This window comes from Pseudomonas sp. 18173, from assembly GCF_050432945.1.
Taxonomy (GTDB): domain Bacteria; phylum Pseudomonadota; class Gammaproteobacteria; order Pseudomonadales; family Pseudomonadaceae; genus Aquipseudomonas.
In genome coordinates this window covers 78,798-101,522 of record NZ_JBKFTN010000009.1, presented here as the reverse complement: position 1 = coordinate 101,522, position 22,725 = coordinate 78,798, and the positions used below count along the sequence as shown (strand labels likewise).

Sequence of the window (22,725 nt, the reverse complement as noted above, 5' to 3'; positions counted from 1 at the left end):
ATGAAGTTAGCCATTGTTACGGCCTGCCCGAACGGCATGGTCACCAGTGTGCTGTGTGCCCGGTTGCTCGATGCCGCGGCCCAGCGTCAGGGCTGGAGCACCAGTGTCGAAATCACCGATGCCGCGCATCCGGAAAAACAATTGTCGGCGGCCACCCTCGAAGCGGCCGAGTGGGTGCTGCTGGTGACCAGCGCACCTGTGGACAGGTCGCGGTTTGCCGGTAAGCGATTGTTCCAGAGCACCCCGGCCCAGGCCTTGCAAGACGTGGAGGCCGTGCTGCGGCGGGGTGCGCAGGAGGCTCAGGTTTACGTCGCTGAAGAAGCGGTCGTCGAACCTGTGGCCGTTAAACAAGACACGCCGCGACTGGTGGCCGTCACCGCGTGCCCGACGGGCGTAGCTCACACCTTCATGGCCGCCGAGGCCTTGCAGCAAGCGGCCAAGCGCCTGGGCTATGACCTGCAGGTGGAAACCCAGGGCTCGGTCGGCGCGCGAAATCCATTGAGCGCACAAGCGATTGCCGAGGCCGATGTGGTGCTGCTGGCGGCCGATATCGAAGTCGCCACCGAGCGTTTCGCCGGCAAGAAAATCTATCGCTGTGGTACAGGTATTGCCCTCAAGCAAGCGGAAGCGACCTTGGATAAAGCCTTGGCCGAAGGCCAGCAGGAAAGCACTGCGAGCGCTGCCAATACAACGGCCAAACAGGAAAAGACCGGTGTCTACAAACACCTGCTGACGGGCGTGTCGTTCATGTTGCCGATGGTGGTGGCTGGTGGCCTGATGATCGCCCTTTCGTTCGTGTTCGGCATCACCGCCTTCAAGGAGCAGGGCACACTGGCGGCGGCGTTGATGCAGATCGGTGGCGACACAGCATTCAAGCTGATGGTGCCACTGCTGGCAGGCTATATCGCCTATTCCATCGCTGATCGTCCGGGCCTCGCGCCGGGGATGATCGGTGGTTTGCTGGCGAGCACCCTGGGTGCCGGTTTCATCGGCGGGATCATTGCAGGTTTCCTCGCCGGCTATGCGGCCAGGGCGATCAACCGTTATGCGCGTTTGCCGCAAAGTCTCGAGGCGCTGAAGCCGATCCTGATCATCCCGCTGCTGGCGAGCCTGTTCACCGGACTGGTGATGATCTACGTGGTCGGCAAACCGGTCGCCGGGATGCTTGCGGGGCTCACGCATTTTCTCGACAGCATGGGCACCACCAACGCGATCCTGTTGGGGGTGTTGCTGGGGGGGATGATGTGCGTCGACCTTGGCGGGCCGATCAACAAGGCGGCCTATGCGTTCTCGGTCGGGTTGCTGGCGTCGCAGAGTTACGCGCCGATGGCGGCGACCATGGCGGCGGGCATGGTGCCGCCGATTGGCCTGGGTATCGCCACGTTCATTGCGCGGCGCAAGTTTGCCCAGACTGAGCGCGAAGCCGGCAAGGCAGCGCTGGTGCTGGGGCTGTGCTTCATTTCCGAAGGGGCGATTCCGTTTGCCGCGAAAGATCCGTTGCGGGTGATTCCGGCGAGCATCGCCGGCGGTGCGCTGACCGGTGCGCTGTCGATGTATTTCGGCTGCAAATTGATGGCGCCCCACGGAGGCTTGTTTGTGCTGGCGATCCCGAATGCGATCAACCATGCGCTGCTTTATTTGCTGGCGATTGTGGCGGGGAGCCTGTTGACGGCGGTGGCGTATGCGCTGGTGAAACGACCAGAGGTGGTGGAGTTGGCGGTAGAACCCGTCACCGCCTGACACCTGTCCCCTGTAGGAGCGAGCTCGCTCGCGATGGTCGCGAACGATAACGCGTCAAACCAGATGCCCAGCGGCGCCTATTGGTTTTTCGCGAGCGGGCTCGCTCCTGCAAGGTGGGGATGTCATGCCGGCTTCATCCAGCCATGCTTAAGTTTTTCCTTTTTCAGGGAGAACACCATGAGCGATTTCAACCTGGGGCGCCGTCGTGTCATGCAAGCGGTTGGTGCCGGGCTGCTGTTGCCAGGGCTGGCACCGGCGGTGATCGCTTCGGTCAAGGACCGGCCGCAACTCACTGACGGTGTGCAGTCCGGCGACCTGCTGGGCGACCGGGCGATCGTCTGGAGCCGCTGCGATCGCCCCGCACGGATGGTGGTGGAGTGGGACACCCGCAGCCTGTTTCCCAACCCGCGGCGATTCGTCTCGCCCCTGGCCGATGCGCGTACCGATTTCACCGCCCGGGTCGAACTTACCGGCCTGCCTGCCGACCAGGCAATTTTCTATCGGGTGCAGTTTGAAGACGCCCAGAGTGGCGTTGCCAGTGAACCCTGGTTCGGTCACTTGCGCAGCGTGCCGCAGACCCGGCGCGACCTGCGTTTTGTCTGGAGCGGCGACACTGTTGGCCAGGGCTTCGGCATCAACCCGGACATTGGCGGCATGCGCATCTACGAGGCGATGCGTCGACGCCTGCCGGACTTCTTTATCCACAGCGGCGACACCATTTACGCCGACAGCCCGATCCCGGCGCAGCTCATCACGGAAGGTGGCCGGGTGTGGCGCAACATCACCACCGAGGCCAAAAGCAAAGTCGCCGAGACCCTCGATGAGTACCGTGGCAATTACCGCTACAACCTGATGGACGAAAACCTCCGCCGTTTCAACGCCGAAGTCCCGCAGATCTGGCAGTGGGACGACCACGAAGTGGTGAACAACTGGTCGCCCGGCAAGCAGCTGGATGCGCGCTACCAGGACAAAGATATCCACAGCCTGGTGGGCCGCGCACGCCAGGCCTGGCTCGAATATGCACCGATGCGCTTGCAGAGCGCCGATGGCGGCGGGCGGATCTATCGCAAGCTCGGCTACGGGCCGCTGCTCGATGTGTTCGTGCTGGACATGCGCAGTTATCGCGGGGCCAATGACGACAATCTGGGCGAGGCCAAGCCGTTCCTCGGCCGTGAGCAGCTGGACTGGCTCAAGCGCGAAATGCAGGCCTCGAACGCGCAATGGAAAGTGATTGCCGCCGACATGCCCATCGGCCTTGGCGTACCCGACGGCGAGGCCAGCCCCGGTGTCACGCGGTGGGAAGCGGTGGCCAACGGTGACCCCGGCCCGGCTCAGGGGCGTGAGCTGGAAATCGCCGAGTTGCTTGGCTTTCTGCGGGCGCGGCAGGTGCGCAATTTCCTGTTCCTGACCGCGGATGTGCATTACTGCGCCGCCCATCACTACCACCCGGATCGGGCGGCGTTCCAGGATTTCGAACCGTTCTGGGAGTTTGTCGCGGGGCCGTTGAATGCCGGGAGTTTTGGACCCAATCCACTGGACATGACCTTTGGCCCGCAAGTGGTGTTCCAGAAGGCAGCGCCGGCGCAGAACGCGTCGCCGTTTGCCGGGTTTCAGTTTTTTGGCGAGGTGAATATCGACGGGCAGAGCGGGGAGATGAGTGTGGTGTTGCGCGATCTGGATGGAGTGGCGGTATTCGAGCAAAAACTGGCTCCATGTGATCCTGCAGTTGCTCGCTGTCTGGGAGGTGACTTTCGAGAAAAAACCTGATGCTGGAAGTTACTGCGGTTTTGTCTTTTGTTGGGCGTAAGTGCAAGCGGTAGGGTATTGGGTGTATGTGTTTGCTGGCAGTTTCAGCGGCTCCTGCGAGTCGCTGGCATTTAATAATCTGCCGGATTTTTTCTGAGATTGTAATTATCACATATTCATATATTTAATCGCTTGATTGATATAGGTGGGCGCCTTACTTTTTTGGTGCCACAGGGCTGGCTACCAAGCTAATAAATTTTGATGGTTTGGTGATAAGTTAAAAACTTTAGAAAGGAATCACTATGTCCACTGCATTGTGGGAAAAAAGTCTGGAAGGCAAAAACTACGATGAAGTTGCAACTCTTGCAGCTACTGTTCCCCAGTCACTGATGTCTTTGTCGACCGGGGCTGCGAATGAAGTAACTCGCGCCAACGGCTTGATACTGACCAAAGACCAAATCATATCCCTGCGAAGATACGAAGCCACCGGGCTGGCACTTCCGACCAACGAGCGAGCGCTTGAGACTTACCTGAATTTTGGTGACGAAGAAGGCGGGGAGGGTTTCACAAAAAAAGACTTTCTCATGTCTTTTACCAAGGTAAATGCCCACGCCAGTCTATGGTCGCCCCTGCGCTCGCGGATCATGCTGACGGGGACCCATTTGAAGCTGTTCGGTTCGAGCATGGGTGTATACCTTACTTCGGTCGAGGAAATTTTCGCTGACGTCAAGGCGGCGAATGCGCTGGACAGACACAAGATTACCAACTACGAGCAATTGCGCGAATGGGAAGTGAAAGAAGGCAAGCCGTTCCCGGATCTGGCGTTGGAAACGGACACCATCCCGGATCTGGGCGATGTTCTGGATCTGATCTTCGAACAGGTCAAGGACCATCTGCGCACTGCCGCTGAAATAAAATCCGATCTCGACTATTTTAGTCGGCAGCTGACCAACGATGTCATTCCAACTATCAAGTTGCTGTCACTGGCACTCGATAATAATACATACGCATCAGACATCGAGGTTCTGAATAACGAGATCAAGGGGCGAGCCAATCAAATTGATGAGTTGAATAAAGAGTACAAGGCACTGGTTTACAAGTCGCTTGAGTCGGTCACCTATCTTTCGCTTATAGGTTTGGGTATTGCCATCTATATCGGTGTTGAAGCTGAAGGGGTCCGATCCCGACGCAATGATCTCACCCGTGTTCAGGAAGCGGCCGTCAAGAGCCTCGAGAGCAAGTCCAAGGTCCTGGGGTCAATCGCACGGATCAGGAGTGACATGCAGAATATGCAGACCGTCGCGCTGGATGCTGAAGTGGCGACAAACAACGTGGTGCATACCTGGAATGTGCTCCATGCCTACATCGAGAGCTCCGAAAAAGCGGTATTGAAAATCGAAGACGGCGTCCGTTTACGGGCATTCCTCACTCAGTTTCGTTTGGTGGCGGCGCCTTGGGTTGCGATCGAGAAAAGCGCCGATGCGCTTGTTGAATTGTTCCACGAAGCGGAACAGCAATACCTGCTGGAATACGGTGTTCAAGGAAGAAAACCAATGAGGTCTCTGATGCAAATCGATAGTTATCCTGCAGTGAAAGCCCAAGTCCTTCGGGCCAGCAGTTCGGAACTGCGTAACCGTGCGGTGGAAGCAAAGCTGCTGTTCATGAAGACGGATTTTTTTCCGGACTTGAGTGAAAAATTTCAGGCGTTGCCGGTTAACGCCGTGAATGCTTCCAGGGAGGCTCAAGAGAAGGCACTGAAAACCGAGCTATCACTCAAGAGCGCGCTACAGCAGTTGCTGGCGCTCGATGAAGAGTTGAGCGAAGGCTCCGATGAGATTGAAGAAATTCATGACGAGCAGACGGCGCTTTTGCAGGAGGCAACGACGGCCGTCAGCGAGATGTCCATCTCCTTGGGAGAGAGTCTGAAACGGGTGAACATCGGTTACGACGAGACGGCCACGCAGGGATTCAAAAGCGAGCTGATGGTCGAAACGTCAACACATGAAGCGCAGCTGGAACGATTGAATTCCAGCCTGACAGATCTTGAAAAAAAGCGTGCAGTCATCAACCAGGCCGTAGATGAGCTCAATAAACTCGGCATTTCCGGTATTGCAAAGAGTGTCGAATTGAATCTCGAGGCGGTCAAAAAGCTCGGCGCCAAGCCATCTCAGATTGAACTGGTGCTGGCAGCGATCGAAAAAGTGAAACAGGATCTGCAGGGCGCGGTAAAGAGCGTTTCCTTTGTCTTGATGGTAAAGCAGAACCAGGTACTTCGAGACAAGACCCTGGAAGTGCAGACGCAAATCGCAGTTGAGAACCGCGCCGTGCAGATCACTGCAGACAAGATCAAGCTGATTGAGGTTTTTGCCCAAATGCATGAGCAACGCAAACTCTACGTGGCGGCGTTCGCGGAGATCGATGAAACAGTGGCCCGTATTTTGAACTCGATGAAGTCTGATTCTTCCTCGCCTTTGAACAAGCAGGTTTCAGACTTCATTGCTAGCGCCAATGGTTTTGTCGGTTACCTGAATCAGCTTTCGTATTTATAAACATTGTTTTTCATACCGTGTTTGACCGGTCGTGCGTCGAGTCTCTCGATGCACGGCTTTTCAATGGGTGTTTAGCACGGAATGGATATCTGCAGGAGGCAGGCATGAACGAAGAGAACAGGGACTTCATATTTTTTCAGGAAGATGACTTTATTTCGTTACGCGCCTACGAATTATTTTTGAACGAGGTGCTTCACAAGGATTTCATCACGCACTCCACCCCGGTTACCTCAGAGGTGTTGGGCGCCTATGCACAGGGCTTGAGCGAAGCGGCCGAGAGCAATCTCACCAGATTTTGGTCCCTGGTGGATGATGTGGAGGGTATACGTGCGCAAGTACGCATCTATGACAATCAGGTCCGCACCTTTCAGTACATATTCCTTGAGGCAAAGCCAACCGTGCCCCTCTACCGACGGGCGGCTGTTGATACGCTGGAGTGCGATCTGTTCGATTTAAATCAGAAAAACCTTGCGATTTGTAACACGTACAAGGTTTCCGGACTCGTGTCCGATCTCCTTGACAATTGCAAGGTCACCCTGAAAAACGTTGAACAGTACAGTTTCAATGTCAACTCAATGGAGCGAGAGGTCCACCCAATGTTCTACCGGATCCTCGCAGCAAGAAAGCAGCAGATAGAAGCCAATGGTTTTTCACCAGAAAAGCCTCCTGCAGGTTCCGGAACTTCCCCCTTCGATTTCAGGACACCCTTCCGAGCAGACCCTACCCCGCAAACGCTGGAGTTGTATCGGTTGACCCGGGTCTACGCTTGCGCTTCTTCCGCACTCTTCAATTTTGGCCATTTCCTGAACAGGGTTCAGCAGTTGTTCAGGGTGATGATTGACAGGCTTTCCCTGATCACGGCTTCGTCAACGTATTCGACTTTGCTACTGACGCTGAATCTGGTGGCCAGCCAGCTGACCCCACTGCAACTGCGAATGAACAGGTTGCAGGACTGGTCAGACTTCATACGTTACAGGGGTAAATATGCTGTAGAAGATTCATGAGCAAAGCGTGGGTGCAGCCGGATGAGATCCGGCTGCACGTCAATAGACGTCGCGCCGGTATCGATTTTGTTCGATCAGCTTTTCTACCTGCGCCGCTCCGAGGACTTCCTTGAGCACCTGATCCACTCCGCTTGCCATGCCCTGCAAACTGCCGCAAATAAAAATCACCGCACCCTCGGCCAGCCACTTTTTCAACTCTTCGGCGGACTCTCGCAACCGATCCTGCACGTAAACCTTCTCTGCCTGATCTCGCGAAAACGCCAGGTCCAGTCGCGCCAGATCGCCATTGATCAACCACTCTTCCAGCTCCGCCCGGCAGAGGAAATCGTGTTCACGATTACGTTCGCCGAACAGCAGCCAGTGACGCTGCTGACCGTCGGCGATCCGCGCCTTGAGCAGGCTGCGCAACCCGGCAAGGCCAGTGCCGTTGCCGAGCAAAATCATCGGCACCGGTTCGTTCGGCAAGTGGAATCCACTGTTGCGGCGTACGCGCAGGCTGATGCTGCCGCCTACCGGCGCATGCTCGGTCAGCCAGCCGGAACCGATGCCGAGGTTGCCATCGGCATGCACTTCCTGGCGCACGATCAGTTCGAGCATGCCATCGGCCGGGATCGACGCAATGGAGTACTCGCGCATGGCCAGCGGCACCAGGGCCTCTGCCAGCGCCTGTGCGTGCAGGCCGACCAGATGGGCGCGGTTCTGCGGCAGTTGGCGGCTGGCCAGGGCCTGTTCGAGGGTTTCCTCCAGGCCGTTGAGCTGCACCTTGGTCGCACCGTGAATCCCCAGGCCATCGAGGAAATGCTCGATGGCCCACGGGCAATTGCGCGGCAACACCTCCACCAGGTCACCGGCCAGCCAACTGCTGGTGGTTGGTGCACTGAGGCCCAGCAAGTACACAGGAGATCCGCTGCTGTCCGGGTTCAGCAGTTCACGACGGGCCAGGGTCCAGTTGTCGTAGCTGGGCGCTTGCCAGGTGTCGACGGGCGCGTGACCGGTCAGCAGGCCCAGTTGCTGTTGCCAGTGGCGCAAGGCGTAAGGATCGCCGCTATCGACTTCCACCGGGGCGAACAGGGTCTTGCCGCCGTGTTCGCCGAGCCAGGTGTGCAGGCGCTTGGCGAATCCGCAGAAGTGTTGATACTGCCGGTCACCGAGACCGAGGACTGCGTAGTTCAGGCGCTCAAGGCTCGGCGTGCGACCCAGTACCTTGCGTTCGAAGCCCCGGGTACTGTCCGGCGCTTCGCCGTCGCCGAAGGTGCTGACAACGAACAATGCGTTGTTCGAGTCCTGCAAGTCCTGCTCGCTGACGTCGGCCAGCGGCTGCACTTTCACCGACAGGCCAGCGGCCTGTAATTGCCCGGCAGTCTGCCACGCCAGCTGCTCGGCAAACCCGCTCTGGCTGGCGAAGCCGATCAGCCATCCGGGCGCGTTGCCGGCCGGTTGTTCGAGACCTTTGCGTGCGTCCTGAATCCGCTTTTTCTTGCGGCGACGATCCAGGTACAGCAGCCACCCGGTGATGAAAAACAGCGGCATGCACACGGCTGCGAGGGTGACGATGATCCGTCCAGCGAGGCCGAAATAGCTGCCGACATGCAGCGCATAGATGCTGGTCAGCAGTTGCGCCTTGAGGCTCTTGTCGCTGTAGCGGTCAACCCGTTTGACTACGCCTGTGGCCGGGTCGAGGGTGATCTGGTTCAGGGCCCGGTCGTGGGGCGAGGTTTTCAACAGGAAGTTGACGGTCGCTGGTTGGCCGGCCACTGGCGGCATGCGCACGTTATAGGCACTGAGTTGCGGGCCCGCCGCGCTGTAGATGCTGCTCCACATGGCCGCGTAATCGGCTGTCGGTGCCGGCCCTGCCGGCGCCGGGCCGCGTCCGCCGCGAACGCGTTCGTTCTGCGGTGAGTCGGAGAGCAACCGGGTCAGGCTCTTGTTGTACCACTCGTAGGACCATGACAACCCGGTCAGCGCCGCCAGGAGGTAAAACACCAGGCACCAGGTACCGGCCACCGAGTGCAGGTCCCAGTTGAAGCTGCGGCCCTTTTTCTTCCAGTCCAGGGTCAGCCAGGCGCGCCAGCTTTGCCACTGGCGAGGCCAGCGCAGGTACAGGCCGGACAGGCAGAAGAACACCAGGATCAGCGTGCACGCACCGGTGATCTGCCGACCCGTGTCGCCCATGGCGAGAAAACGGTGCAGTTGCAGCATCAGGCCGAAGAAGTCCTGGCCGGTGGCGTCGCCCAGGAACTCTCCTGTGTACGGGTCGAAGTAGCGCATCTCGCCACGGCGCTCACCCGGCGGCGGGGTGAACCACACTTTGGCGGCGTTGCCGCTGTCGGTTTCCACGGTGAGCATCGAGACCTTTTTGCCCGCCGCGGCTTCGATTCGCTCCACCAGTTCGGCGGGCGGCAGCACACCGGCGACCTGTTTTTCGACTTGCAACACGGACGGGTTGAGCGCGCTCAGGATTTCATCCTGAAACGACACCGTCGCCCCGGTGATGCCCATCAGGGCCAGGACCAGCCCGGCGCTGATGCCGAAAAACCAGTGCAACTGGAACAGGGTTTTCTTCAACACGTCGCTCGCCTTGTTCGTTCAAGTTGATTCATCACGGCGCGCATTATGCCGTGGGGTTGTCGAGAAGCATTCTTTTTTACACACGAAAGCCCCGTTCACCTGGATGAACGGGGCCGGGCCCAATGCCAACAATGTAGGAGCGAGCTCGCTCGCGATGGTCGTCAACGATAACGCGCAAAACCTGACACCCCGCGTCGTTCTCCGGTCCATCGCGAGCGAGCTCACTCCTACAGAAGGTTGTTGGTCACATTTCCATCAGAAGTGGAAGTTGGTGCTCAGCAATGCGGTACGACCGGCCGCCTGGTTGGCGAAGTGAGTCGAGAACGCCTTGTCGTAGTAGGTTTCGTCGGTCAGGTTCTGCACGTTCAGTTGCAGGTCGACGTTTTTGCTCAGCTTGTAGGCTGCCATTGCGTCGTAACGAACGTAGGAATCAACCATGGTGGTGTTGGCGGCACTGCCGAACACGTCATCGACATAGAACGCACCGCCACCGATGGTCAGCTTCGGCGTGACCTGGTAGGTCGTCCACAGGCTGGCGCTGTTTTTCGGCGTGTTAGGCAGTTCGTTGCCGTTGTTGGCCTTGTTTGCCGGCAGGTCACCACCGTCGATCTGCTCGCTGTCCATGTAGGCGTAACCGGCAAACACTTGCCATTTGTCGGTGAGCTTGCCGCTGGCCGACAGTTCGATACCTTGAACACGGGTTTTACCGATGTTTTCAAAGGTGGTGGTGTTGGTTTGCACACGAGCGTTTTCTTTCTCGGTGCGGAAGATGTCGGCGGTCAACGACAGGCGATCGTTCAGCAGATCCCACTTGGTACCGATTTCGTAGTTCTTGGTGGTTTCCGGCTCCATGTCGCTTTTGAGCAGGTTGCCGTTGCGATCCGGCGTGCCGCCCAGCGGGTTGCCTTCCGAACCTTCGCCCAGGGTGTTGCCCGGCGGAGTGGCAGACGTCGCGTAGGAGGCATAGATGCTGCCGTTTTCCGCGGGTTTGTACACCACACCGAACTGACCGGTGACGAATTCGCTGGTGTCATCGCCCTTGGCCGTGGTCACGCTGGAGCCGTCGAAGGTTTTGTATTTGGTATCGAAATGGTCGTAGCGCAGGCCCATGTTCACCAGCCACTGCTCGGACAACGTCAGGGTGTCGAACACATACAGCGCGTAGGTGTCGGCCTTGGTGTCGGTGCCAGCATAGTTGCGCGAGATGGCGCCGCTCCACGGATCATTCGGGTTCGGGTTGGACAGCGAGGTGCAGTTGTAGCCGCTTGGCGCGCCGATCAGTGCCGGCGAGCAGTTGGTGGTCGCCGCAGCTGTTCTCGGGGTGGTGTCCGTATTGACGTTGTACGAGGACTTTTCGCTTTCCTCGTGGGTGTATTCGACACCGGTGGAGAAGCTGTTCTTGAACCCGGCGATGTAGATATCACCAAACAGGTCGGTCTGGTTGGTGGTGGTCTCGGTGTTGCTCACGCGGGTGTTCGCGCGGCGCCAGACGCTGCCGTTGTTGACGTTGCCTTTACTGTCGTCCGGCTGGGTGAGGATGTAATCCTGCATGCTGGTGCCGTGACGCAGGGTGTTCTTGATGGTCAGCGAGTCGCTCAGGTCGTGCTCGATGGCGAAGGTCGCCGTGTCGGTGCGAGTCTTGCGGAAGTCGCGATTGTCCAGGCCATAGAAGTTGCTGCTGTCGCCACCGTCATTCGGCTTGTCCGGGTTGGCCTTGGTACGCGCCGCCGAGCCTGCGGTCGGGATGCTGTACGGAATGCCCGAGTCCGGCAGGTCGTTGCTTTCGAGATGGTAGTAGTCGAGGTTGACGCGGGTGTCGGTGCCCAGGCCGAAGGCCAGGGACGGTGCAACACCCCAACGGTCGTAGTTGACGCTGTCGCGCCCGGCGACGTTGCTCTCGTGGCTCAACAGGTTCAGACGGCCGGCAGCGGTGTCGGTGAACTGGTAGTTGCCGTCGAAGGTGTAGCGCTGGGTCTGGTCGGAACCCCAGGTGAAACCACCGTCGAGCGAGTCGCCCAGGTGCGCTTTCTTGCTGACCAGGTTGATGCTGCCGCCAGCAGCGCCACGGCCACCGATGGCGGAGTTCGGGCCTTTGCTGACTTCGATCGATTCAACAGCGAAGATCTCGCGGCTCTGGGAGCCGGTATCGCGCACGCCGTCCAGGTAGGTGTCGCCCTGGGCGTCGAAGCCGCGGATGAACGGGCGGTCGCCCTGCGGGTTGCCGCCTTCACCGGCACCGAAGGTGATGCCCGGAACGGTGCGCAGCGCATCCTGCAAGTTGAGCGAGCCGGTGTCTTTCAGGACTTGTTGCGGAACAACGGTCACCGAGCGCGGCGTGTCGATCAGCGGTGCGGTGTACTTGGGCGAGGAGGCTTTCTCGACGTTGTAGGTCGTCTCGTCATGGGCTTCACCGGTGATGGCGGTGGCGCCCAGCGAAATCACATTGTCCGGTGCTTTTTCGCCAGTTTTTTCCGCTGCGAAAACCATGTGGCCCGCGGAGCCGGCGGTAATCGCCATGCCGATGGCCGATGCGAGCAAACGTGGTGAACTGACCGGTACTTGTGGTTGTTGACGCGACATTTGAATTCCCCTCCCCAAGGATTTGAGGCGGCGGAATATAGGGTAAATACGTATTCGTAACAATTGCGAAACATTACTATTCGCACTGAATTTACATTCTTTACAATTTAACCTTACGGTTTTTGCTGACTCATTCGTCAGATGTGTTTTACACCGGCAATAAGAATCAATACCATTGGCGCCCCTTTGTTTTCAGGTGCCTTTGTCATGCTGCTGCACATTCCCGGCCTGTTCGAAAAAGACGAGGTGCAGCGCATTCGCGAGGCTCTGGAACAAGCCGATTGGGCTGATGGCAAGATCACCGCCGGCTACCAGTCGGCCAAGGCCAAGCACAATTTGCAGCTGCCTGAAGGGCATCCGCTGGCCAAGGAGATCGGTGCGGCGATGCTGGAGCGGCTGTGGAAAAACCCGCTGTTCATGTCGGCTGCACTGCCGCACAAAGTCTTTCCTCCGTTGGTGAACTGTTACACCGCCGGTGGCAGTTTCGACTTTCATATAGACAACGCGGTGCGTCAGCCCAAAGGCAGCATCGAGCGGGTGCGTACGGATTTGTCCGCCACGCTGTTCTTCAGCGAGCCGGAGGATTACGACGGCGGCGAACTGGAAATCCAGGACACCTTCGGCACCCAACGGGTAAAGCTGCCCGCCGGCGACATGGTGCTGTACCCCGGCACCAGCCTGCACAAGGTCAACGCGGTGACGCGCGGAACGCGACTCGCCTCGTTTTTCTGGACCCAGAGCCTGGTGCGCGAAGACAGCCAGCGCGCCCTGCTGTTCGAGATGGACGGGGCCATCCAGCAATTGACTCGCGACATGCCGGATCATCCATCGCTGGTCCGCCTGACCGGCACTTATCACAACCTGTTGCGTCGCTGGGTCGAGGTGTAAGTGGCGGACTTTCGTTTACGCCGTGAGGAAGTCCTCGACGGCGAACGTCTCAAATCCATGCTCGACGAAAGCCCGGCCCGTGCGGCCCAGGCGATCCTGATGGCCGCCCGCGAAGGTGAAATCGAGGCGCAAGCCTTGCTCGGGCAGATCCTGCTGGACGGGCAAGGTATCGCCCAGGACCCATCGCTGGCGCTGCGCTGGTTCGGGATCGCCGCCCGACAAGGGCACCTGATGGCGCGCAACATGCTTGGCCGCTGTCATGAGCATGGCTGGGGTTGCAGCGCGGATGCTTCGCTCGCGGCGCGGCATTATCGAATCGCCGCAGAGTCAGGGCTGGATTGGGCGATGTACAACTATGCCAACCTGCTCGCGACCGGTCGTGGGGTAAACAAGGATCAGGCACTGGCGCTCAGCTTCTATCAACGCGCGGCACACTTGGGCCATGCCAAGTCGATGAACCTGCTGGGGCGATACCTGGAAGAAGGGCGGGTGTGTCCCATGGATTTGCGCGCGGCGCGCGACTGGTATCGGCGTTCGGCCGAGGGTGGGGATTTTCGCGGGCAGTTCAGTTATGCCGCGGTATTGGCCCACACCGGTCATATCGACGAAGCGCTGGGCTGGCTGCGCAAGGCGCTGGCCGACGGCAACCCGAAGTTCCTGCGAGTGGCATGCAAGGCATTGTCAGCCGCCGATCATCCGCAGATTCAGGCTATGGCTGCGGATTACAAAGGTCGTGCCGACCAGTTGGAAACCTTGTAGGAGCAGCCGGTCGACGCTCGATTGCTCGCGATGGTCGTTAACGATGACGCGTTCATACAGGATGTGCGCGTTATCCTCAGGTTCATCGCGAGCAAGCTCGCTCCTACAGGGTGGGGTTACACGTAGAAAGACTTCAGCGGCGGGAAGCCATTGAACTCGACGGCACTGTAGCTGGTGGTGTACGCACCGGTCGACAGCCAGTACAGGCGATCACCGATGGCCAGGTTCAGCGGCAGGCCGTACTTGTAGTTTTCGTACATGATGTCGGCGCTGTCGCAGGTCGGGCCGGCGATGACCACTTCTTCCATCTCGCCTTTCTTCTCGGTCCAGATCGGGAACTTGATGGCTTCGTCCATGGTTTCGATCAGGCCGGAGAACTTGCCCACATCGGTGTACACCCAACGCTCTACCGCGGTACGGGATTTACGCGCGACCAGTACTACTTCACTGACCAGGATGCCGGCGTTGGCGATCAGCGAACGGCCCGGCTCCAGGATGATTTCCGGCAAGTCATCACCGAAGTCTTCTTTGAGGAAGCGGATGATTTCCTCGGCGTAGGTTTCCAGGCTGTTGGTGCGGGTGATGTAGTTGGCCGGGAAGCCGCCGCCCATGTTGATCAGCTTCAGGTGAATGCCGTCTTCTTCCTTCAGGCGTTCGAAGATCACCTTGACCTTGGCGATGGCTGCGTCCCAGACGCTGATGTCGCGCTGTTGCGAGCCGACGTGGAACGAGATGCCGTAAGGCACCAGGCCCAGGTCGCGGGCGAGGATCAGCAGGTCCATGGCCATGTCGGTCTGGCAGCCGAATTTGCGCGACAGTGGCCAGTCGGCAGTGGTCGAGCCTTCGGTCAGGATGCGGACGTAGACTTTTGCACCCGGTGCCGCCTTGGCGATGTTGCGCAGGTCGGCTTCGGAGTCGGTGGCGAACAGGCGCACGCCCTTCTCGTAGAAGTAGCGGATGTCCTTGGATTTCTTGATGGTGTTGCCGTAGCTGATGTGGTCCGGGCTGACGCCACGGCCCAGCACTTTGTCCAGCTCATAGATGGAGGCGATGTCGAAGCTCGAGCCTTTCTCCTTGAGCAGGTCGATGATCTCGACGGCCGGGTTGGCCTTGACCGCGTAGTAGACCTTGGCGAATTCGAAACCGGCGCGCAGGTCGTCATAGGCCTGGCTGATCATCGCGGTGTCGATCACCACGAACGGGGTTTCCTGCTTGTCGGCGAACGCCTTCATTTTCTGAAAGGTTTCGCGCGCGAAATAGTCTTCGACCTGGATCGACATACCTGGGAGCTCCTAAAGGCAAACGTTGTTAATCAATGGGTGCAAATGAACGTCCTCCGTATCCCCACTTTGGTTCGCCTACTTCCCAAGGCATGTCGCCGAAAGCAAAAAGGCCATGGGTCGCAGCCCTTGGCCTTGCTGTCTCGTCGTCAGTACTTGAGCCGGATGGATCGTTTCCAGCATGGACGTTCGGCGCGAACTTTAGGGCGTGAGGGGCCTGAGATCAACTAAAAATGTCGCGTTTTTGCACTCTTCTGACGTGCGTTGCGGACATCTCTCTTTGTAGCCGACCGAGATGACGGGCAGATGTTCCCCGATAATTTTCAGGTGTTAAAAATACCTGCACGTTCGACGCTTTTGTGTGCCAAGTCGTCGATAAGTACGATGGCTTCAACATCGGCGACGTTGGCCGCGAGAAGGTAGTCTGAAAGAGATTTAGGTTGTTTTGCGGGCTATTTATGACGGTGTTTCAGGCAGTCAGGTGTTGATATTCTTTTCCGCCTTGTAACAGATGAAAAAAACACTCGGATCCCGTGGGAGCGAGCCTGCTCGCGAAGGCATTTTCACAATCAATATCGTTGTTGACTGATATTGCGCATTCGCGAGCAGGCTCGCTCCCACAGGTTTTGCATTTTTACGCCACTACAGCCTCGGCAGGCGACACGATATTGGTCTTCATCCCTCGCGAGCGACCGGAGCTCAGGTAAGCCGCAATCGACTCCTGGGTGACTTCGCCGAGGAACACCCGCTCGGCATCCATCACCGGCAGCCACGCACGATTGAACTCGTACATGCGCGACAGCAGGATGCGCAAATGCTCGTCGTAGGCCGCCGTGGCGTTGAACTCGCGCAGGAATTGGCCGCATGTGCCGGTCTGGCGGTGCAGGTCGCGGCGGCGTACGTAACCCAGGGCTTTATTCTCGGTACAAGTGACCACCACATAACGCCGGTCATGCTCGTCCATCAACTCCAGCGCTTCGGCCACCGGGGTTTGCGGGCCTACGGAGGGTGCGTTGTCCGCCGCGTCTTCGGCTTTTACCAGCAGCAAGCGCTTGAGTGTGCTGTCCTGGCCAACGAAGTTGCTGACAAACTCGTCCACGGGATGGGCGAGCAGCGTGTCCGGGTGATCGATCTGCAACAGCTTGCCGGCGCGGAAGATCGCGATCTTGTCGCCGAGCTTGATCGCCTCGTCGATGTCGTGGCTGACCATGATCACGGTCTTGTTCAGCGCCCGTTGCATCTCGAAGAACTCGTTCTGGATCATTTCGCGGTTGATCGGGTCGACCGCGCCGAACGGTTCGTCCATCAGCAGCAGCGGCGCATCCGCCGCCAGTGCGCGAATCACGCCGATCCGCTGCTGCTGGCCACCGGACAACTCCCGTGGATAACGATGCAGGTATTGCTTGGGTTCGAGCTTGATCATGCTCATCAACTCGCGGGCGCGGTCGTGGCATTTCTGTTTGTCCCAGCCGAGCAACTTCGGTACGACCACGATGTTCTCTTCGATGGTCATGTTCGGGAACAGGCCGATCTGCTGGATCACGTAGCCAATGTTACGGCGCAGGGTCACTGCGTCGAGGCCGGTGGTGTCTTCGCCATTGATCAGGATCTTGCCCGAGGTCGGCTTGATCAGGCGATTGATCATTTTCAGCGTGGTGCTTTTGCCGCAACCCGACGGCCCGAGGAACACGCAGATTTCGCCTTCATTGACGGTCAGGCTCACCGAGTCCACGGCCTTGACGTCTTTGCCGTTGCTTTGGAAGGTCTTGCCGAGGTTTTGAAGTTCGATCATTTCAGGAGTCCTTTTGGAGTCAACGAGCGTTGCAGCCATTGCAAAAACAGGTCGGCGAAAATCGCCAGAAGACTGACCAGCAGCGCGCCGACGATCAGCATCGACATGTCGCTGCGGCTGATGGAGGCGAGGATGAGCACACCGAGGCCACCGGCGCCGATGGTCGCGGCGATGGTCATGACGCCGATGTTCATGACCACGGCGGTGCGCACACCGGCGAGGATCACCGGCACGGCGATGGGCAGTTCGACCATGCGCAGGCGCTGGCCGAAGGTCATGCCGATGCCGCGTGCGGCTTCACGGATGCCCGGCTCCACTCCGGTCAGCGCCAGATAGGTGTTGCGCATGATCGGCAGCAGTGAATAAAGGAACACGGCGGTGATCGCCGGCATCGGCCCCAGACCCTGGCCGAATGTCGAATAGAACGGCAACAGCAGGCCGAACAGTGCAATCGACGGCACGGTCAACAGCACCGTGGCGCTGGCCTGCAAGGGACCGGCGAGGCTCGGGAAGCGCGTCATCAATATGCCCAGCGGCACACCGGTGAGGATCGCCAGGCTGACGGCAATACCGACCAGCGTGATGTGTTGCCAGGTCAGGTGCAGTACCTGCTGCCAGTCGAGGTGGGAAAAGGCGTTCAGCAATTCCATGACTTTCCTCCTTAGTTCAGTGGATGCTGACGCAGGAAATCCGCGGCAACTTTCGACGGGCTTTGGTGATCGACATCGACCCGGGCGTTGAGCTGGCGCATGGTTTCGTCGTCGAACAGCTCGGCCAATGGCTTGAGTTGTTCGGCGAGTTTCGGATGGGCATCCAGGTACGCCTGACGCACCACCGGCGCGGCGGTGTAGTCGGGGAAGTAGTGCTTGTCGTCTTCCAGCAGCTTCAGGCCAAACGCATTGAGGCGACCGTCGGTGGTGTAGACCAGGCCGGTAAATACCTGGCCGTTGCGCAGCGCGGTATAGACGAGGCCCGCGTCCATCTGGCGGATGTTCTTGCGGGTCAGGTTCATGTCGTAGAGCTTGACCATGCCGTCCAGACCGTCGGAGCGGTTGGCGAACTCGGTGTCCAGCGCCACCAGGTGATGGGGCCTGGCTTCAGCGCGCAGGACCTCGTTCAACTGACTGATGTTGGTGACTTGCGGGTATTGCTCGGCCACGTTTTTCGGCAGGGCGAGGGCGTAGGTGTTGCTGAATTTCGACGGGGTCAGCCAGATCAGGCCTTTTTTACCGTCGAGCTCTTTCACCCGGGTGTAGGACTGTTCGCTGTCGAGTTTCTCGGTGACATGGTTGTAGGCCACCAGCGATACGCCGGTGTATTCCCAGAGCATGTCCAGTTGTCCGCTTTCATGGGCACTGCGGGCGAGATTGCTGCCCAGGCCACCGGTGACCTGGACGTCGTAGCCCTTGGTGCGCAAGTATTGGGAAGTGATTTCCGCCAGCAGGGTCTGTTCGGTGAACACCCGGGCGCCGATGCGCAGCAGTGGTTTTTCTGCGGCTTGGGCAAATCCTGCGAACAGCAGGACGCAGCCTAGTAAAAAGCTTGATGTCTTCATGAATATTCCTTTGCCGAAGGCTTAAGACGGGCGCAAACCGCGTTCCAGCCAGAGACGGCTGGCGAGGGTGACCACGCCATCGAGCAGCAGGGCCAGCAGCGCAGTGCACGCGGCGCCGAGCAGCAGTTGCGGCTGATTGTTCAGGGCGATGCCGGGGAAAATCAGGCTGCCGAGGCTGTTGGCGCCGATCAGGAACGCCAGTGGCGCCGTGCCGACATTGATCGCCAGTGCCACCCGTACGCCGCCGACGATGATCGGCACGGCGTTGGGCAGTTCGACTTTGCACAGCATCTGGCGCGGGGTCATGCCGATGCCGACGGCCGCTTCCTTGAGCGAGCCCTGGACGTTTTTCAGGCCTTCGTAGGTGTTGCGCACGATCGGCAGCAACGAAGCGAGGAACAAAGCGAAGATCGCCGGCCCACTGCCGATGCCGAGGATGCCCAGGGCAATGGCGAGCACGGCCAACGGTGGCACGGTATTGCCGATGTTGAAGATCTGCATGAAGCGTTCGGCGCGGCCGACCATGGTCGGGCGGCTCAGGAAGATGCCGGCGGGGAGGCCCACGACAAGGGCGGCCAGCATTGAAGCGAGGACGAGAATCAGATGAGCTTGCAGGTAAAACAACAAATCGTCGCGGTAGTGTTCGATCGTGTTGATGCCGATCCATTGGATCAGCAGGGCCAGGAGAGCGATTACCAGCGCGCCTCCCATCAGCCCTTTGCCATAGCGGATAGCCACAGGCGGACTCCTTTTTTTCAGTCGGCGAACACTTTTTCGTGTGGCAATGCCTTGCTTGGCTGCCGAAAAGTGATCGCGAGAAGCAGCTCGGCCGAACGTATTTCTCTGTAGGAGCGAGCTTGCTCGCGATGGGCGTCAACGATGACGCGTGCTGTCTGGATGCACACGTTGTCTGGACATTTCTCGCGAGCGAGCTCGCTCCTACAGAGGTGAATCCGTACGGCTTGTCGAGCCATGAGCACAGCCTCGTCAGGCTGAATTGCAGGTGTTTCAGGCCCCCGACGAGTGGTCGTTACGGGGGAGTGGACGTCTCCGTGCTTTAAAAGGTTCCCATCCGGGGCAGCATTTGGCCACCCCTAATGTGCTCAACGGTTCGGTTCTTCGATCAACTTGGGCTATAATCTGCGCCCTTTTTTGAATCACCTGCCAGGCGATTTCCCATGACCAACCAGGCCGCCGAAGTCGCGAAACGCCGCACTTTCGCCATTATTTCCCACCCCGATGCCGGTAAAACCACCATCACCGAGAAGCTCCTGCTGATGGGCAAGGCGATTGCGGTAGCCGGTACGGTGAAATCCCGTAAATCCGACCGCCATGCGACGTCCGACTGGATGGAGATGGAGAAACAACGGGGTATTTCCATTACCACGTCGGTCATGCAGTTCCCGTATCGCGAACACATGATCAACCTGCTCGACACCCCGGGCCACGAAGACTTCTCCGAAGACACCTACCGCACCCTGACCGCGGTGGACTCGGCCTTGATGGTTCTCGACGGCGGTAAAGGCGTCGAGCCTCGTACCATCGCGCTGATGGACGTCTGCCGTCTGCGTGACACGCCGATCGTCAGCTTCATCAACAAACTCGACCGTGACATCCGCGATCCGATCGAACTGCTCGACGAGATCGAAGCCGTCCTGAAGATCAAGGCTGCGCCGATCACCTGGCCGATCGGTTGCTACCGCGATTTCAAGGGCGTGTACCACCTGGCCGATGACTACATCATCGTCTACACCGCCGGTCACGGCCATGAGCGCACCGAAACCAAAATCATCGAGAAACTCGACTCCGACGAGGCGCGCGCGCACCTGGGCGATGAGTACGAGCGCTTCCTCGAACAGCTGGAACTGGTTCAAGGCGCTTGCCACGAGTTCAATCAGCAGGAGTTCCTCGACGGTCAACTGACCCCGGTGTTCTTCGGTACGGCACTGGGCAACTTCGGTGTCGACCATGTTCTCGACGCTGTGGTGGACTGGGCTCCACGCCCGCTGGCACGCGTGGCCAACGAGCGCACCGTGGAGCCGGTGGAAGAGAAGTTCTCGGGCTTCATCTTCAAGATCCAGGCGAACATGGACCCTAAACACCGCGACCGCATCGCCTTCATGCGCATTTGCTCCGGCAAGTACGAAAAAGGCATGAAGATGCGCCACGTGCGCACCGGCAAGGACGTGCGCATCGGCGACGCGCTGACTTTCTTCTCCTCCGAGCGTGAGCAGCTGGAAGAAGCCTTTGCCGGCGACATCATCGGCCTGCACAACCACGGCACCATCCAGATCGGCGATACCTTCAGCGAAGGCGAAGTCCTGGGCTTCACCGGCATCCCGCACTTCGCCCCGGAACTGTTCCGTCGCGTACGCCTGCGCGATCCGCTGAAATCCAAGCAACTGCGCCAGGGCCTGCAGCAACTGGCCGAAGAAGGCGCGACCCAGGTGTTCTTCCCGGAGCGCAGCAACGACATCATCCTCGGCGCCGTCGGTGTGCTGCAGTTCGATGTGGTCGCCAGCCGCTTGAAAGAGGAATACAAGGTCGAATGCTCCTACGAGCCGATCACCGTTTATTCCGCGCGCTGGATCGAATGCAGCGACAAGAAGAAGCTTGAGGAATTCTCCAACAAGGCTGTGGAAAACCTGGCACTGGACGGCGGCGGTCACCTGACCTACCTCGCGCCGACGCGGGTCAACCTGGCGTTGATGGAAGAGCGCTGGCCGGACGTGAAATTCCGCGCGACCCGTGAACATCACTAAGCGCTGAATGGCCACACCGCAAAGCCCACTGTGAAAGCAGTGGGCTTTTTTTTTGTGGATTGAAAGGGTGGTCGAGGTGATTGCGTAGGTCTTTTCCTGCGCACTTGTAGCTTGCTTCTGGTTTTGACCCATGGGGAGTTTGGCCGGCGACAAGTCTGTCGTTGGTGTTTAGTGTCCAAAGGACATTTCGCAAACTGTGGCCTTTTGATGATCAAGGGAGTGACGCGTCGGCTGACCCATCTGTTACGGCTGGATGGCTATTTCTGCATGATGGCCTGGGTGCTCGCGGCGCTGTTGTTCATCAATCGGCTAAGCAGCATGGTCAAGCTGTTCATGGCGCTGTACTTGCGTCAGGAGCTGGGGTTGGCGATTGAAACCGTCGGCTGGCTGCTGTCGGCCTACGGTGCCGGTCTGCTGGCCGGTTCGATGCTCGGCGGGTTGCTCAGCGATCATCTGCCCACGGCGCGGCTGACCGCGGTGCTGTTCTTCATTTCGGTGTGGGTGCTGATCTTGCTGGGGGGGGTCACGCAGGTGCCGCTGCTGGCCGGGTTGCTCTTGCTCAGCGGGGCAGTCGACGGGGCGATCCGAACGCTGCATCAACGGCTGATCATGGAGTATTGCGACGTTGCGCAGCGTTCCCGGGCACAGGCCTTGAGCCGGGTGGCTCGCAACCTCGGGATGGCCGCTGCCGGGGTGGCGGGCGGCGTGTTGGCGCAGACGGATTTCCGTTGGGTTTTCTTCGCCAGCGCGGTGATGACGTTGCTGGCCTTGCTGTGGTTTGTCCACACCACGTGGCGTCGACCGGTGCTGATCCCTGACGAGAAACCCGATACCACCCCAGGCTCAGGCCAGCCATATCGCGACAAACCATTCCTCTGGTTGCTGGCGGCAACGGTTCTGCTGGGTATGGCGTTCGACATGGTCTACAGCACTCTGGGCAACTATCTGCGTGATTACTATCGCTTGAGCACCGAGGCGATCGGCTGGCAGTTCGGGCTCAATGCGCTGCTGGTGGTGTCGTTGCAGATTCCATTGTCGCACTGGGGCGAACGCTGGGGAATGCGCCGGCAACTGGTGGCCGGCAGTCTGTTGCTGGCCTGCGGGCTCGGCATGTTGCCGTTGGGGGCCGGGCTGTTTTACGCCTGCCTGTCGACGGTGATCTGGACGTTGGGCGAAGCGCTGTTCATGCCGCCGCTGAATATGCTGGTCATGCGGCACGCGCAAAGCGGAAAGAGCGGGCAGTACTTTGGCCTGTTTTTTATGAGCTGGAGCGCGAGCGCGCTGTTGTCGCCAGTGCTTGGCGGTCAGTTATACGGTCATTTTGGCGGGCACAGTGTGTGGCTGCTTGGCGCGACGCTGGCGCTGATGTCCATACCGCTGATTTATCAGGCTACCCGCTCGCGTGAGCCGGGTGCACTTTGCGAGCAAACACGCAAAGCCGACTCGCTTAGTTGATCCGGTAATCGGGCTTATTCGAAACCAGTCTTTCCATCCATGGCATT

At 59.0% G+C, this 22,725-nt stretch carries 15 protein-coding genes; 8 read left to right on the top strand and 7 right to left on the bottom strand.

Going from position 1 to position 22,725, the window contains the following annotated elements; translation table 11 throughout:
• From ACLD1X_RS12610 to ACLD1X_RS12595, 4 genes are all read left to right on the top strand, one after another.
• A complete protein-coding gene (locus ACLD1X_RS12610; RefSeq protein WP_429368030.1) occupies positions 1–1,740 on the top strand; it encodes a PTS fructose-like transporter subunit IIB in 1,740 nt (579 codons plus the stop codon).
• Between the two features lie 177 nt (positions 1,741–1,917).
• A complete protein-coding gene (locus tag ACLD1X_RS12605) occupies positions 1,918–3,507 on the top strand; it encodes an alkaline phosphatase D family protein (protein ID WP_429368028.1) in 1,590 nt (529 codons plus the stop codon).
• A 281-nt stretch (positions 3,508–3,788) separates the two neighbouring features.
• A complete protein-coding gene (locus ACLD1X_RS12600) occupies positions 3,789–6,035 on the top strand; it encodes an alpha-xenorhabdolysin family binary toxin subunit A (protein WP_429368026.1) in 2,247 nt (748 codons plus the stop codon).
• A gap of 104 nt (positions 6,036–6,139) precedes the next feature.
• Positions 6,140–7,039, top strand: coding sequence for a hypothetical protein (locus tag ACLD1X_RS12595; protein WP_429368024.1), 900 nt, complete (start codon positions 6,140–6,142; stop codon positions 7,037–7,039).
• 39 nt (positions 7,040–7,078) lie between these two features.
• Here the strand turns inward: ACLD1X_RS12595 and ACLD1X_RS12590 are convergent, their stop codons facing one another.
• Positions 7,079–9,607, bottom strand: a complete 2,529-nt coding sequence (locus tag ACLD1X_RS12590; RefSeq protein WP_429368022.1) for a PepSY domain-containing protein — start codon at positions 9,605–9,607, stop codon at positions 7,079–7,081.
• Between the two features lie 255 nt (positions 9,608–9,862).
• A complete protein-coding gene (locus ACLD1X_RS12585; protein ID WP_429368020.1) occupies positions 9,863–12,187 on the bottom strand; it encodes a TonB-dependent receptor in 2,325 nt (774 codons plus the stop codon).
• Between the two features lie 207 nt (positions 12,188–12,394).
• On the opposite strand from ACLD1X_RS12585, the gene ACLD1X_RS12580 reads away from it, so the two are divergent.
• Positions 12,395–13,075: a Fe2+-dependent dioxygenase gene (locus ACLD1X_RS12580; protein ID WP_429368018.1), complete on the top strand. Its 681-nt coding sequence runs from the start codon at positions 12,395–12,397 to the stop codon at positions 13,073–13,075.
• The gene (locus tag ACLD1X_RS12575) at positions 13,076–13,834 is read left to right on the top strand and encodes a tetratricopeptide repeat protein (protein WP_429368016.1); all 759 of its coding nucleotides are present in this window, start codon (positions 13,076–13,078) and stop codon (positions 13,832–13,834) included.
• Positions 13,835–13,950: 116 nt separating this feature from the next.
• Here the strand turns inward: ACLD1X_RS12575 and ACLD1X_RS12570 are convergent, their stop codons facing one another.
• The 5 genes from ACLD1X_RS12570 to ACLD1X_RS12550 all read right to left on the bottom strand — a co-directional run bounded on the left by ACLD1X_RS12570 (position 13,951) and on the right by ACLD1X_RS12550 (position 19,172).
• Entirely contained in the window at positions 13,951–15,114 is a 1,164-nt protein-coding gene (locus ACLD1X_RS12570; protein WP_096513488.1) for a type III PLP-dependent enzyme, read from the bottom strand.
• Between the two features lie 634 nt (positions 15,115–15,748).
• Positions 15,749–16,906 carry a betaine/proline/choline family ABC transporter ATP-binding protein gene (locus ACLD1X_RS12565; protein WP_429368013.1) on the bottom strand — a complete coding sequence of 386 codons (1,158 nt, stop codon included), beginning with the start codon at positions 16,904–16,906 and terminating at the stop codon, positions 15,749–15,751.
• Positions 16,903–17,556 (bottom strand): ABC transporter permease, encoded by a 654-nt coding sequence (locus ACLD1X_RS12560; protein ID WP_429368011.1) that lies wholly within the window; start codon positions 17,554–17,556, stop codon positions 16,903–16,905. The genes ACLD1X_RS12565 and ACLD1X_RS12560 overlap by 4 nt, the downstream gene beginning before the upstream one ends.
• A gap of 11 nt (positions 17,557–17,567) precedes the next feature.
• Positions 17,568–18,461, bottom strand: a complete 894-nt coding sequence (locus ACLD1X_RS12555; RefSeq protein WP_429368009.1) for a glycine betaine ABC transporter substrate-binding protein — start codon at positions 18,459–18,461, stop codon at positions 17,568–17,570.
• Positions 18,462–18,482: 21 nt separating this feature from the next.
• Positions 18,483–19,172, bottom strand: a complete 690-nt coding sequence (locus ACLD1X_RS12550; protein WP_429368176.1) for an ABC transporter permease — start codon at positions 19,170–19,172, stop codon at positions 18,483–18,485.
• A gap of 467 nt (positions 19,173–19,639) precedes the next feature.
• Here ACLD1X_RS12550 and ACLD1X_RS12545 point away from each other — a divergent pair, with 467 nt between their 5' ends.
• Together ACLD1X_RS12545 and ACLD1X_RS12540 are read left to right on the top strand one after the other, a co-directional pair.
• Positions 19,640–21,223, top strand: a complete 1,584-nt coding sequence (locus tag ACLD1X_RS12545; RefSeq protein ID WP_008018754.1) for a peptide chain release factor 3 — start codon at positions 19,640–19,642, stop codon at positions 21,221–21,223.
• A 219-nt stretch (positions 21,224–21,442) separates the two neighbouring features.
• On the top strand, positions 21,443–22,678 hold the full coding sequence (locus ACLD1X_RS12540; RefSeq protein ID WP_429368007.1) for an MFS transporter: 1,236 nt from the start codon (positions 21,443–21,445) through the stop codon (positions 22,676–22,678).
• Positions 22,679–22,725 lie beyond the last annotated feature (47 nt).

Bases quoted from the DNA above. Each gene is read 5' to 3' on its own strand.
- ACLD1X_RS12595 (WP_429368024.1), top strand. From the start codon at position 6,140: ATGAACGAAGAGAACAGGGACTTCATATTTTTTCAGGAAGATGACTTT.
- ACLD1X_RS12560 (WP_429368011.1), bottom strand. From the start codon at position 17,556: ATGGAATTGCTGAACGCCTTTTCCCACCTCGACTGGCAGCAGGTACTG.
- ACLD1X_RS12545 (WP_008018754.1), top strand. From the start codon at position 19,640: ATGACCAACCAGGCCGCCGAAGTCGCGAAACGCCGCACTTTCGCCATT.
- ACLD1X_RS12610 (WP_429368030.1), top strand. From the start codon at position 1: ATGAAGTTAGCCATTGTTACGGCCTGCCCGAACGGCATGGTCACCAGT.
- ACLD1X_RS12555 (WP_429368009.1), bottom strand. From the start codon at position 18,461: ATGAAGACATCAAGCTTTTTACTAGGCTGCGTCCTGCTGTTCGCAGGA.
- ACLD1X_RS12570 (WP_096513488.1), bottom strand. From the start codon at position 15,114: ATGTCGATCCAGGTCGAAGACTATTTCGCGCGCGAAACCTTTCAGAAA.
- ACLD1X_RS12605 (WP_429368028.1), top strand. From the start codon at position 1,918: ATGAGCGATTTCAACCTGGGGCGCCGTCGTGTCATGCAAGCGGTTGGT.
- ACLD1X_RS12600 (WP_429368026.1), top strand. From the start codon at position 3,789: ATGTCCACTGCATTGTGGGAAAAAAGTCTGGAAGGCAAAAACTACGAT.
- ACLD1X_RS12580 (WP_429368018.1), top strand. From the start codon at position 12,395: ATGCTGCTGCACATTCCCGGCCTGTTCGAAAAAGACGAGGTGCAGCGC.
- ACLD1X_RS12550 (WP_429368176.1), bottom strand. From the start codon at position 19,172: ATGGGAGGCGCGCTGGTAATCGCTCTCCTGGCCCTGCTGATCCAATGG.
- ACLD1X_RS12565 (WP_429368013.1), bottom strand. From the start codon at position 16,906: ATGATCGAACTTCAAAACCTCGGCAAGACCTTCCAAAGCAACGGCAAA.
- ACLD1X_RS12585 (WP_429368020.1), bottom strand. From the start codon at position 12,187: ATGTCGCGTCAACAACCACAAGTACCGGTCAGTTCACCACGTTTGCTC.